Origin of the sequence: Loktanella sp. IMCC34160 (genome assembly GCF_004145845.1) — a bacterium.
Classification (GTDB): domain Bacteria; phylum Pseudomonadota; class Alphaproteobacteria; order Rhodobacterales; family Rhodobacteraceae; genus SELP01.
Map to the genome: position 1 here is coordinate 235,389 of NZ_SELP01000001.1, position 12,668 is coordinate 248,056.

The following is a 12,668-nucleotide window of genomic DNA, read 5'->3' on the forward strand; positions in this document are numbered from 1 at the left end:
CCAAGAGAGCAAAGCCCGAAACATGTCTGCAAGTTCTGCGGGCGCCTTCGGTTCTATGGGGAGTTGGACGATGCTTGGTAAATTTGGACAGTTCGCGGTTCTGGGTGCCGCATTGGTCGGTGGCTTTGTCGCGCAAGAGGCGCAGGCCTTTGGGGGCGGAACGCCGGTGACCATGACCAACTACGGCGACGTGCCCGGAACCGGGGTCGATGATGACTGCCCCAACAGCTGGCTGGTCTATTATGATGGGTCGTCGGTTGACGCAGAAATCCTGCTTGCCCCCGCCACCGGATTGCAGGGGTCCTGGGTCGATGGGGAACGCTACTTCATCAATTCCTACAGCAGCGGTCTTCCGGCCATCACCGCAGCCGCGATTGATGCCACCTGCAGCAGCCTGTCCAACGTCACGATGATCACCTCGAACGGGATCGAGCCGGCCAATGAATCGGTCGCCGGCTTTCCTGCGGAAGACTATTACGGGATCGTCTTTGAGGCCGACCACACCAATGGCAATCGCTATCGCTATGAACTGGCGATCAGCGGGCAGTCCGGGACGACAGTAATCAACACCCGCACGCAGCTCGCGTCCAATACGGTGCCGACCGCCGATGCGGGGGGCAATCAATCTGTCGCCCCCGGTGCCTTGGTCACGCTTGACGGTTCCGCGTCGGACGCCAACGACGTCGGGCAATCCCTGACCTACGCCTGGAGCCAGACCGGCGGAACCAATTCGGTTTCCCTGTCCAGCACGACGGTGGTGCAGCCGACCTTTACCGCGCCGGTCATCGGTTCGGGCGATCCGGACGACACGTTGATCTTCACGCTTGTGGTCAATGACGGGGCCGATGATTCACTGGGCGATTCCGTGTTGATTACCGTTCAGAAATCGTTGAACGCCGGGCCGACCGCCAGTGCCGGGTCGGATCAGTCGGTTGCCAGCGGGGCTGGCGTGACATTGAACGCCAGTGGATCGACCGACGTGGAGCCGGGCCAGACCCTGACCTATGCCTGGGTCGAACAGAGTTCCGAAGGGATATCGTTGACCGGGGCCGCGACCGCCGCGCCCACCTTTACCGCGCCGACCCTGAACATCGGCGACCCGTCCAAGATCCTGACCTTTCAGGTGACCGTGACGGACCCCTATGGCCTGACCTCGACCGATACGGTGCAGGTGACTGTCAACGCGCCGGGCAATACGCCCCCAACGGCGAATGCCGGGTCGGACCAGAACGTCGCCTCGGGCGCGTCTGTCACGCTTGACGGGACCGCGTCGGACCCGAACGACACGGGCCAGACCCTGACCTATGCGTGGTCGCAGACCGGCGGCACCTCTGTCAGCCTGTCCAGCACCACCGCCGCGCAACCTACGTTCACCGCGCCGACGCTGGCAATTGGGGCAGTCGATGATGTGCTGACATTCCAATTGATCGTGAATGACGGGTTTGCGCCCTCTGTCGCGGATGTCGTGCAGGTTACGGTGACAGCCCCGGCCAACACGGCCCCGACGGCCGATGCCGGCACGGATCAGCTTGTCGCATCTGGGGCCAATGTCACGCTTGACGGGACCGCATCAGACCCGAATGACGCGGGCCAGACCCTGAGCTATCTATGGTCGCAGACCGGTGGCACCACTGTGACCTTGTCCAGCACGACGGCAGCACAGCCGACCTTTACGGCGCCGACACTGGTTATCGGTGATGCCGATGCGGTCCTGACCTTCCAGCTGATCGTGAACGATGGGATCGCCCCCTCGGTCGCCGATACGGTGACCATTACGGTTGATGCGCCGAACAACACGGTGCCCACGGCGAATGCGGGGACGGATCAGCTGGTTCTTCCCAACGCGACGGTGACCTTGGATGGCACCGGGTCCAACGCCAATGATGCGGGCCAGACCCTGACCTATACTTGGTCCCAGACCAGCGGCACCACAGTCACCCTGTCCAGCACCACGGCGGCGCAGCCGACCTTTACCGCGCCCAACCTTGTGATCGGGGATGCGGATGCGGTTCTGGTCTTCCAATTGATCGTGAACGACGGCTTTGACAATTCGCTGGCGGATACTGTGCAGATCACGGTGGATGCGCCGACGAACACCGCGCCCACGGCGAATGCGGGGCCGGACCAAAGCGTTCCTGCCGGGTCGGTCGTCACGCTTGACGGGACCGCCTCTGCCGCCAATGACGTGGGTCAGTCGCTGACCTACGGCTGGAGCCAGGCCAGCGGCACCACCGTGACCCTGTCCAGCACCACGGCGGCGCAGCCGACCTTTACCGCGCCTAGCTTGAACATCGGTGACGCGGATGTGGTCATGACCTTCGATCTGATCGTGAATGACGGGTTCGACAATTCGGTGGCCGATACTGTTCAGATCACGGCGCTTGCGCCGCTGGATACGGAGGCGCCGGTGATCACGCCCCCGGCCAATCTTGCGGGCGAAGCGGGCCCTGGCGGCACGCGGTCCTTTGCCTTCTCGGCGACCGTGACCGACAACCACGATCTTGTCGTGACACCGGTCTTCACGCTTGCGGGGCAGGTGATCACCAGCCCGCATGACTTCCCGGTCGGGGTGAATACCGTGCTGATCAATGCGCAGGACGTTGCAGGGAACCCTGCGGCCGAACAGTCGTTCACCGTGACGGTGACGGCTGCGGTGGCCCCAGCGACGCCTGTCATCACCTCGACCAATGTAAACGGGGATCAGTCGATCACCGTACAGGGCACGGCAGAGGCGGATAGCACGGTGCGCGTCACCTTCCCGGGCGGGACCTTTGTGGAATTGACGGCGACGGGCGGCGTGTTCTCGGCAACCTCGGCTGCCAATATGCAAAGTGGGACCGTTTCGGTGACGGCGGCGGATGAACTCGGCAATACCTCTGGTACCGCGACCGTGGCTGTGATTGTGGATACGACACCGCCGGGGGTTACTGTGTCAGGCGTGCCCGCGACCTTCACCGGCACCACGCCGTTCGACGTGACCATCGCATTTGACGAAGAGGTGGTCGGCTTTGATATCGGCGATATCACGGTGGTCAATGGCACCGCGACCAACCTGACGGGCGGGCCGGTCTCGTTCGGTGCGACCATCACGCCCAGTGGCACCGGTGATGTCTCGGTCTCGGTCGCGGCGGCAGTGGCGACTGACCTTGCGGGCAATGACAATATTGCCTCCTCGGTCGAGACCTCGTCCAATTCCACCCCATCCGAAACCGAGGCCCTGTTGCTGGCCGATGCCGAGACCCGTGGTCGGCAGTTGATCGGGGCGCAGCCGAACCTGAACGGGTTCCTGTCTGGCCGTAATGGCGGGTTCCAGGCGCAGGCGACGCGCGGGGTGGGCACCTTCAGCCTGACGACCGACACCAGCCACCCGGTCTGGGTCTACCTGCAAGGGGCGTGGAGCACCTCTGGCACGGCCGAGAGCCAGTATCTGCACGGGGCCTTCGGTGGCCACATCATCAACCGCGACGACCTTGTCATGGGGGCGATGGTGCAGCTGGATCAAAGCGGGTCCGAGGATGGCGTGGCGTCGATCGACACCCGTGGCTGGATGGCTGGACCCTATATGGTGGTCCGCGCCGCGAACCAGCCGCTGGTCTTCTCGGGGTCCTATCTGATCGGGCAGGCGGATGTGTCGATCAGCCCGCTGGGCACCTACACCGACACGGTCACGACCGACCGTACCTTGTTGACCCTTGGTATCGCGGGAGAGTTCGACGCCGGACGCATGACCATTATGCCGAGCCTTGATCTGGCCCATCTGACCGAGGATCAGCCCGCCTATATCGACGGCGCCCTGAATCCGATCTCGGCCCAGTCGCTGGCGCTGACAGAGGCCGCCGCCGGGCTGCATTTCAGCCTGCCCATCGCGGTGGCGTCGGGGGATATGACGATGACCGGCGGGATCAGCGCGATCCTGTCCAGAAGCGATCTGGATGGCACGATCAGTGAAAGCAGCCGGGGCCGCGTCGACATCGGGTTCGTCCATGCCTCGGACAACGGTGTCCGCACGTCCCTGCGGGCCTATCTGGATGGTCTTGGCGACGATGCCTATGAAAGCGTCGGGGCCGAATTCCTTGTGCAGTTCGAGTTCTAGTTCATCGTTCGAACAGAGGGTGGCCGGTCTGTCCGGCCACCCGACCCTTTTGGGGCCAAGGGATCAGGCCGGGGCGTCGGTGTTGGGCAGCCCTTCGGCGATCTGCTGGTGCCCCTCGCCCGAGGCGACAAGGCAGGTCGGGCCGCCGGGCGCGGTCATGGTGATCGTCCAGGTGCCACTGTCGAGGTTGGCAAAGACCTCGACCACCATGTTGTTTGAGGCCAGACCGATCGACTGCCTGCTTTCCCCATAGCTTTCGGCAAGGAAGGTCACGACCCTTTCGTGGTCGGCGCAGCGCGCGGATTGGGCGGGGGCGGGCAGGGCGGCAAGGGCCGCGATACCAAGGCCGAGGGAGAGGGTCATCAAGGTCCGGTTCATCTGGGCGGCTCTGTGTCATATGGTTCGGTCCGGACGCCTGATGGCCTGATGCCGATGCGCCGGAAGATGCATTGACTGTCCCCCGAGCATCGCAAATTAAGGTAAATCGCCCGTTACGGTGGGTCTGCAACAGAGGTCCTCCCGCGAATTTGCTGCACTGCGGCGATTTTCCGGTTGAACGATCCGAAAAATTCTGGCCTTTTGCGCGCAACAAAGTTTCAAGGAGGATGTCATGTCGATCCGGCCGTTCCGATCTGCCCTTTATATCCCCGGGTCAAAGGACCGGGCGCTGGACAAGGCGCGAGGCCTGCCTGTCGATGCGATCCTGTTCGATCTGGAGGATGCGGTGGCCCCGGACGACAAGGCCAACGCCCGCGCGACCCTTGCGACCGCATTGGCCGAAGGCGGCTATGGAAGCCGCTACCGGATCGTGCGGATCAACGCGCTGGATACTGACTGGGGCCGGGACGATGCCGCCGCCGTGGCTGCGATGGACTGCGATGCGGTGCTGCTGCCCAAGGTGTCGGGCCCGGCGGATGTGGACGCGCTGGCCGCGCTGGTGCCGGACAAACCGATCTGGGCCATGATGGAAAGCCCGCTGGGCGTGTTGAACGCCGCCGCCATTGCCGCACACCCCCGGATCGAAGGTTTCGTTCTGGGCACCAACGACCTTGCCAAGGATCTGAACACCCGCAAGGCGCCCCGGCGCGAACCGCTGTTGTTCGCGTTGCAGGCCTGCCTGATGGCGGCCAAGGCACATGGGGTGATCGCCATCGACGGTGTCTATAACGCCTTCAAGGACGATGACGGGTTGATCGAGGAATGCGAACAGGGCCGCGACATGGGGTTCGACGGGAAATCCCTGATCCATCCGGCGCAGGTCGAGATCACCAACCGCACTTTCGCCCCGACCGAGGCCGAGATTGAACTAGCCAACCGGCAGATCGCCGCCTTTGAAGAGGCAGAGGCACAGGGGCTGGGCGTGGCTGTCGTGGATGGCCGCATCGTCGAGAACTTGCATATCGTCACCGCCCGCGCGACGCTGGCCAAGGCAGCGGCAATCGCGGAACTGGAGACACAATGACACTACTTCTTCTCGGGCTGGCCCTGTGGTCCGGCGCGCATCTTTTCAAACGGCTGGCCCCGGCTGCCCGTGGCCGATTGGGCGACAAGGGCAAGGGGCCGATCGCGCTAGCGCTTCTGGCCGGGCTGGTCCTGATGGTGATCGGCTATCGGGGCTGGGATAGCGCGCAACTGTGGTATCCGCCCGCCTTCCTGACCCATGTGAACAACCTGCTGATGCTGGTGGCGGTCTATCTTTTTGCCGCCGACGGGATGAAGACGCGGGCCTGGGCCGCAATCCGGCACCCGCAATTGACGGCGGTGAAGATCTGGGCGCTGGCGCACCTGCTGGTCAACGGCGATCTTGCCTCGGTCGTGCTGTTTGGCGGGCTTCTGGCCTGGGCGGTGGTGTCGGTGATCCTGATCAAACGGTCCGAACCGCGCCCCGTCCGCGTGGCCACCGGCGCGATGGCCAAGGAATTGGGCCCGGTTGTCGGCGCGGTGCTGGTCACCGGTGCAATCGGCGGCCTTCACTATCTGTTCAACCTGCAAGCCTTCGGGGGGTGACCGGAATGAAACTCTATCGGCTTCTGACGGAAGAGGACACGTCGGCCTTTTGCCACAAGGTGTCCGAGGCGCTGTCGAAGGGCTGGGAGCTGTATGGCGACCCGACCTATGCCTTCGATCAGGCCAAGGGTGTCATGCGCTGCGGTCAGGCCGTGGTGAAAGAAGTGCCGGGCGACTACCATCCCGATCTGAAACTGGGGCAGCAATGACCAAGACCAATCCGGGCCGTTTTTTCGAAGACTATCACGTCGGGCAGGTGATCCGGCACGCCGTGCCACGCACCATTTCGGGGGGCGAGCGGGCGCTGTATCACGCGCTTTATCCGGCCCGGCATGCGTTGCATTCCTCGGACGCCTTCGCGCTGGCCTGCGGGCTGGACCGGGCGCCGCTGGACGATCTGATCACCTTTCACACGGTGTTTGGAAAAACTGTCCCGGATGTGTCGCTGAACGCGGTGGCAAATCTTGGTTATGCGGAAGGGCGCTGGCTGCATCCGGTCTATCCGGGTGACACGCTGACCGCCCGGTCCGAGGTGATCGGGCTGAAGCAGAATTCGAACGGCAAATCTGGCGTCGTCTGGGTGCGGACCACCGGCAGCAACCAGCATGGGCGCGATGTGTTGTCCTATGTGCGCTGGGTGATGGTGCGCAAGCGCGATGCGGACGCTCCGGCCCCTGACACGGTGATCCCCGATCTGGCCGGCGTGGTGAAGGCCGAGGATCTGATCATTCCCGCCGGTCTGAACTTTGCCACCTATGATTTCGACCTTGCCGGAGAGCCGCATCGCTGGGGCGACTACGAGGTGGGCGAGGTGATCGACCATGTGGATGGTGTCACCTTGGAAGAGGCGGAGCACATGATGGCCACCCGCCTGTGGCAGAACACTGCCAAGGTGCATTTCGACGCCACCAACCGCGAGGACGGGCGGCGGCTGATCTATGGCGGGCATGTGATTTCACTGGCGCGGGCCTTGTCGTTCAACGGGCTGGCCAATGCGCAGGTGATTGTCGGGTTGAACGGGGGGGCACATGCGAACCCCTGTTTCGCGGGCGATACGGTGCGCGCCTGGACCGAAGTTCTGGACAAGGCCGACACAGGCGCGCCGGGCGTCGGCGCGATCCGGCTGCGGCTGGTGGCGACGAAAGGGGCGGCCGGGGCCCTGAAAACAGAGGACGGGAAATACCTGCCCGAGGTCCTGCTTGATCTCGATTACTGGGCCCTGATGCCCGTCTAGGGCGCCTCGGTCGGTCACGTTGACATTTGTGATCACACTTTGGAAAAATGTGATCACAAGCTGGTATTTTATCGCTATCGCCCGTCGAATTCGTGGGATTTCGCCCGACTCCGTGCGTGACTCGGGCGGGAAAATCCTTCAGAAACGGGAAGACGGTGGGCGGCCTGCGTGTCGCCTGCGACGAAGCCGAGAAGGAAACCGACATGGCTGAGCAGACTTCGGGGCCGGGCGGGGTAGAGCGCCCTCTTTCCCCCCACATCCAGATTTACCGCTGGCACATCCCCATGCTGACCTCGATTCTGACCCGGATCACCGGCAATGCGCTGATCGTCAGCGCCGTTCTGGTCGTCTGGTGGCTTCTGGCGGCGGCGACAAGCCCGGAATATTACGCCCTGGCTGACGCCGTGATCACAAGCTGGCTGGGGGATATCGTGATGACCCTGTCGCTTTGGGGGATCTGGTATCACTTCCTCGCCGGGTTGCGGCATCTGTACTACGACGCGGGCCACGGGCTGGACATTCCGACGGCGGAAAAGCTGGGCTGGGGCCTGCTGATCGGCTCGGTCGTCCTGACCGTTCTGACGATCATCATCATCTAAGGGGGCCGATATGCGTTATCTGACAGACCGCAAGCGCGCCGAAGGCAAGGGCGCAGGCCACAGCGGGACCGAACATCACTGGCATATGCAGGTCAGCGCGGTGGGGCTGGCCCTGATCGTTCCGACCTTCCTTTATGTCTTTGGCTCGGCCCTTGGCGGCACCCATGACGAGGTACTGGCCACCTTCGCCCGCCCGATCCCGGCGATCCTGACCGGGCTGGTTCTGGTCTTTGGCCTGCTGCACTTCAAGAATGGCGCGCAGATCATGATCGAAGATTACTGGCGGGGTACCACCCGCAAGGCGGCGCTGATGTTCACGACCGCATTCACCTATGGCCTGATCGCGACCGGGCTGTTCGCGCTGGCGAAAATGGCGCTGTAAGGAAGACGACCGATGGCAGCTTATGAATACGAGACGCACGAATATGACGTGGTCGTTGTGGGGGCCGGCGGGGCCGGTCTGCGCGCCACCCTTGGCATGGCCGAACAGGGGCTGCGCACCGCCTGCGTGACCAAGGTCTTCCCGACCCGGTCGCACACGGTTGCGGCGCAGGGCGGCATTGCTGCCAGCCTGGGCAACATGGGCCCGGACAGCTGGCAATGGCACATGTATGACACCGTGAAGGGGTCTGACTGGCTGGGCGACACCGACGCGATGGAATACCTCGCGCGTGAGGCGCCCAAGGCGGTTTACGAGCTGGAGCATTACGGCGTGCCGTTCAGCCGGACCGAAGAGGGCAAGATCTATCAGCGCCCGTTCGGCGGCCACACGACCGAGTTTGGCGAAGGCCCGCCGGTGCAGCGCACCTGCGCCGCCGCCGACCGAACCGGCCACGCGATCCTGCACACGCTGTATGGCCAGTCCCTGAAGGAAAAGGCCGAGTTCTTCATCGAATACTTCGCCATCGACCTGATCATGTCGGACGATGGCGTGTGTCAGGGTGTCGTCTGCTGGAAGCTGGACGATGGCACCATGCATGTCTTCAATGCCAAGATGGTGGTGTTGGCGACCGGCGGCTATGGCCGCGCCTATTTCAGCGCGACCAGCGCCCACACCTGCACCGGCGACGGTGGCGGGATGGTGGCGCGTGCGGGGCTGCCGCTTCAGGACATGGAATTCGTCCAGTTCCACCCGACCGGCATCTATGGCGCGGGCTGCCTGATCACCGAAGGCGCGCGCGGCGAGGGCGGCTATCTGACCAACTCGGAAGGCGAACGGTTCATGGAGCGCTATGCGCCCAACTACAAGGACCTTGCCCCGCGTGACTATGTCAGCCGCTGCATGACCATGGAAATCCGCGAGGGCCGGGGCGTGGGTGCCAATGGCGACCACATTCACCTGAACCTGAACCACCTGCCCGCCGAGGCGCTGGCCGAACGCCTGCCGGGCATTTCGGAAAGCGCGAAGATTTTTGCGGGCGTCGATGTGACCAAGGAACCGATCCCGGTTCTGCCGACCGTCCATTACAACATGGGCGGGGTGCCGACGAACTACTACGGCGAGGTTCTGAACCCGACCAAGAAAGACCCCAACGCCGTGGTCCCCGGCCTGATGGCCGTGGGCGAGGCGGGCTGCGCGTCGGTCCACGGGGCGAACCGCCTTGGGTCCAACAGCCTGATCGACCTTGTGGTCTTTGGCCGCGCCGCCGCGATCCGCGCCGGCGCCGTGGTGGACCGGTCCAGCGCCATCCCGACCCCGAACACCGCCAGCGTCGACAAGGCGTTTGACCGGTTCGACGGGCTGCGCCATGCCAATGGCACCGTGCCCACCGCCGAACTGCGCCTTGAGATGCAGAAGACCATGCAGGCCGACGCTGCCGTCTTCCGCACCGACAAGACGCTGAAGGAAGGGGTCGAAAAGATGACCGCCGTCGCGGCCAAGTTGGATGACCTGAAGGTCACCGACCGGTCGCTGGTCTGGAACAGCGACCTGATGGAAACGCTGGAACTGACCAACCTGATGCCGAACGCGCTGGCCACCATCGTCGGCGCCGAGGCCCGCAAGGAAAGCCGGGGCGCCCACGCGCATGAGGACTACGCCGAACGTGACGACAAGAAATGGCGCGTCCACACGATTTCCCGTGTTGATGGGAACAAAGTGGACCTGTCCTATCGTCCGGTGATCACCGATCCGCTGACCACCGAGGCCGAGGGCGGGATCAGCCTGAAAACCATTGCCCCGAAGGCGCGGACCTTCTGATGCGCGGCCTGGTTGTCATTCTTGCCTTGCCGGTGCTGGCCGCTGCCTGCACCCCGCAGCCGATGTCGCCGGAACGCGCCCATGAGGTCTGTTCCGAGCGGGCCCGCGAGGCCGCCGGGCCGACCGGCCGCGTCACCATCGGGGCAAATTCCAACTCTGGCCCCTTCGTTGGGGCCGAGATCGGGCTGAGCGCGGATTACCTTGCTGGGCGTGACCCGGTAGCGGTCTACGCCGAATGTTACCAGAGCCGGACCGGGGGGCAGTCCCCGACCCGGCAGCCGGATCTGTAGGGGAGAGTGCCGATGCGTTTGATCCTGTCCATGACCCTTGCCGCCGCCGTCGCGGGCTGCGCGATGCAGGATGGGGCCGAGGACGCGTCCCGGGCGGAGGACACCGCGACATTTGAGGCTCCGGCAGAGGTCGCAGCCGCACCGCTTGATGGCGAGGCCGACGCGTCTGTGCAAGATCAGGCCCGCGTGGTTGTGTCGCCGCTGGTGCAGGCGCAGGCCCCCGGCCCGGTGGGCGAGGCGCTGACCGGCTGCATCCTGCAAAGTGCGACCGGCGACGAGCTTGATCTGCTGGCCGCGAATGAAGACCCGGAGGCCACGCTAGCGCTGACCCAGACGCTGCTGAACCGCGACGATACAATTGCCTGCGCCACCGCGGCGCTGACCTGAACGAACGAACCAAGGCAGGAGCCTGAGACATGGTCCAACTGACGCTTCCCAAGAACAGCCGGATGACGGTGGGCAAGACATGGCCGAAACCCGAAGGGGCGAAGAACCTGCGCAAGGTGCAGATTTACCGCTGGAACCCCGACGACGGAAAGAACCCGCGTCTGGATACCTATTGGGTGGACATGGACAGCTGCGGCCCGATGGTTCTGGACGTGCTGATCAAGATCAAGAACGAGATCGACCCGACCCTGACCTTCCGCCGGTCCTGCCGGGAAGGAATCTGCGGGTCCTGCGCGATGAACATCGACGGGCGCAACACGCTGGCCTGTATCTTCGGCACGGATGAGATTAGGGGCGATATCAAGATCTACCCGCTACCGCATATGCCGGTGGTCAAGGACCTGATCCCCGACCTGACCCATTTCTACGCCCAGCACGCCAGCATCATGCCGTGGCTGGAAACCAAGACCAACCGCCCGGCCAAAGAGTGGCGCCAGTCGATCGAGGACCGCAAGAAGCTGGACGGTCTGTATGAATGCGTCATGTGCGCCTCTTGCTCGACCTCTTGCCCGTCCTATTGGTGGAACGGCGACAAGTATCTTGGGCCGGCCGCGCTGCTGCACGCCTACCGCTGGCTGATCGACAGCCGCGACGAGGCGACGGGCGAACGACTGGATCAGCTGGAAGACCCGTTCAAGCTGTATCGCTGCCACACCATCATGAACTGCGCCAAGACCTGCCCGAAGGGTCTGAACCCGGCCAAGGCGATTTCGCACATCAAGAAGATGATGGTGGAGCGTCACGTCTAGGGGCAGTTGCCAAAAGGTGCGCTACCGCGCGTTCTTATTCTGAAATCGGCACAGCGACGCCCCGGACCCCGGCGGCGTCGCTTCTGCATTGGGCGGGTGCCTCCGGCGGGGATATTTTTGGACCCAAAGAAGGGGTGTGTTCGCCCTTGCCAAATCCACCTTGCCGGGGTGATCTTGCCGCACCCAAGACCGGAGGCCCGAACCCATGACCGAACCCGCTGATGCCGCAGCCCGCCGGGCCATTGCCCCGGTGATCTGCTATCCGACCGACACGCTGCCGGTGCCGCCGATGGGCCTTTATACGGCGGCCCGTGCCACGGCGCGAAAGCTGGCCGAGGTGATCGTTCCCGCCCGCGATGCCGCCAGTATTGAGGTGCCCGCCGGGTCGTTTCTGCGCATTGAAAGCGTGGAGGGGCCGCAAGTGGGCGACCTGAACCTGTTCAATCTGCACGACCTGTCAGAGCGGTTCTATTCCGGCAAGACCCGCGCGCTGCACGGCACTCATGTCACTACGGGCGATCGGCTTTGGTCCAACTTTCCGACCCTGCGCCCAATGGCGACGGTGACGGCGGATAGTCTGGGCTGGTATGGGATCGATGCCTTCGGCGGGTCGGTGCATGATGTGATCGGCACCCGCTGCGATCCCTATACCGGCAACCTTCTGTCGGGCAGTCAGTATCACCACTGCTGTCATTCCAACCTGACCCGCGCGCTGGCCGATGCGCGGGGGCTGACCCTGTCCGAGGCGGAGGCCCATGTGCATGACGTACTGAACGTCTTCATGTGCACCGGATTCACCCGCGACACGGGGCAATATTTCATGAAGGCTAGCCCGGTTCGCCCCGGCGACCATATCGAGTTCTTCGCCGAGATCGATCTTCTGGCAGTTCAAAGCGCCTGTCCCGGTGGCGACTGTTCGTCGGAACATTCCTCCGATACGGCGGCTTGCTATCCCCTGAAGATGGAGGTCTGGGCGCCGGACGCCGCCGCGCTGGAGGGGTGGGAACCGCCCGCGGTCAACGGATATGACCGCAGTCACGGGCGGTAGT

At 63.9% G+C, this 12,668-nt stretch carries 13 protein-coding genes; 12 read left to right on the plus strand and 1 reads right to left on the minus strand.

Going from position 1 to position 12,668, the window contains the following annotated elements:
• Nucleotides 1-70 precede the first annotated feature (70 nt).
• Nucleotides 71-4,093, plus strand: a complete 4,023-nt coding sequence (locus tag EU803_RS01140; RefSeq protein ID WP_129679016.1) for an Ig-like domain-containing protein — start codon at nucleotides 71-73, stop codon at nucleotides 4,091-4,093.
• Nucleotides 4,094-4,156: 63 nt separating this feature from the next.
• On the opposite strand, the gene EU803_RS01145 is transcribed toward EU803_RS01140, so the two are convergent.
• Nucleotides 4,157-4,471, minus strand: coding sequence for a hypothetical protein (locus EU803_RS01145; RefSeq protein WP_129679017.1), 315 nt, complete (start codon nucleotides 4,469-4,471; stop codon nucleotides 4,157-4,159).
• Between the two features lie 232 nt (nucleotides 4,472-4,703).
• On the opposite strand from EU803_RS01145, the gene EU803_RS01150 reads away from it, so the two are divergent.
• The 11 genes from EU803_RS01150 (at nucleotide 4,704) to EU803_RS01200 (ending at nucleotide 12,667) form a co-directional block, all read left to right on the plus strand.
• Complete coding sequence (locus tag EU803_RS01150) at nucleotides 4,704-5,555, plus strand: CoA ester lyase (protein ID WP_129679018.1); 852 nt, start codon at nucleotides 4,704-4,706, stop codon at nucleotides 5,553-5,555.
• Nucleotides 5,552-6,100: an NnrU family protein gene (locus EU803_RS01155; protein ID WP_129679019.1), complete on the plus strand. Its 549-nt coding sequence runs from the start codon at nucleotides 5,552-5,554 to the stop codon at nucleotides 6,098-6,100. The genes EU803_RS01150 and EU803_RS01155 overlap by 4 nt, the downstream gene beginning before the upstream one ends.
• A gap of 5 nt (nucleotides 6,101-6,105) precedes the next feature.
• Nucleotides 6,106-6,309 carry a DUF1737 domain-containing protein gene (locus EU803_RS01160; protein WP_129679020.1) on the plus strand — a complete coding sequence of 68 codons (204 nt, stop codon included), beginning with the start codon at nucleotides 6,106-6,108 and terminating at the stop codon, nucleotides 6,307-6,309.
• Nucleotides 6,306-7,334, plus strand: coding sequence for a MaoC family dehydratase (locus EU803_RS01165; RefSeq protein WP_129679021.1), 1,029 nt, complete (start codon nucleotides 6,306-6,308; stop codon nucleotides 7,332-7,334). The genes EU803_RS01160 and EU803_RS01165 overlap by 4 nt, the downstream gene beginning before the upstream one ends.
• Nucleotides 7,335-7,537: 203 nt before the next feature.
• Nucleotides 7,538-7,933: a succinate dehydrogenase, cytochrome b556 subunit gene (gene sdhC, locus EU803_RS01170; RefSeq protein WP_129679022.1), complete on the plus strand. Its 396-nt coding sequence runs from the start codon at nucleotides 7,538-7,540 to the stop codon at nucleotides 7,931-7,933.
• Between the two features lie 10 nt (nucleotides 7,934-7,943).
• Entirely contained in the window at nucleotides 7,944-8,315 is a 372-nt protein-coding gene (gene sdhD, locus EU803_RS01175) for a succinate dehydrogenase, hydrophobic membrane anchor protein (protein ID WP_129679023.1), read from the plus strand.
• 12 nt (nucleotides 8,316-8,327) lie between these two features.
• Nucleotides 8,328-10,133 carry a succinate dehydrogenase flavoprotein subunit gene (gene sdhA, locus EU803_RS01180; RefSeq protein ID WP_129679024.1) on the plus strand — a complete coding sequence of 602 codons (1,806 nt, stop codon included), beginning with the start codon at nucleotides 8,328-8,330 and terminating at the stop codon, nucleotides 10,131-10,133.
• The gene (locus EU803_RS01185; protein ID WP_129679025.1) at nucleotides 10,133-10,423 is read left to right on the plus strand and encodes a hypothetical protein; all 291 of its coding nucleotides are present in this window, start codon (nucleotides 10,133-10,135) and stop codon (nucleotides 10,421-10,423) included. The genes sdhA and EU803_RS01185 overlap by 1 nt, the downstream gene beginning before the upstream one ends.
• A gap of 12 nt (nucleotides 10,424-10,435) precedes the next feature.
• Complete coding sequence (locus tag EU803_RS01190) at nucleotides 10,436-10,810, plus strand: hypothetical protein (RefSeq protein WP_129679026.1); 375 nt, start codon at nucleotides 10,436-10,438, stop codon at nucleotides 10,808-10,810.
• A 29-nt stretch (nucleotides 10,811-10,839) separates the two neighbouring features.
• Entirely contained in the window at nucleotides 10,840-11,619 is a 780-nt protein-coding gene (locus EU803_RS01195) for a succinate dehydrogenase iron-sulfur subunit (protein ID WP_129679027.1), read from the plus strand.
• 205 nt (nucleotides 11,620-11,824) lie between these two features.
• Nucleotides 11,825-12,667, plus strand: a complete 843-nt coding sequence (locus EU803_RS01200) for a DUF1989 domain-containing protein (protein WP_129679028.1) — start codon at nucleotides 11,825-11,827, stop codon at nucleotides 12,665-12,667.
• The last annotated feature ends 1 nt before the right edge of the window (nucleotide 12,668 follow it).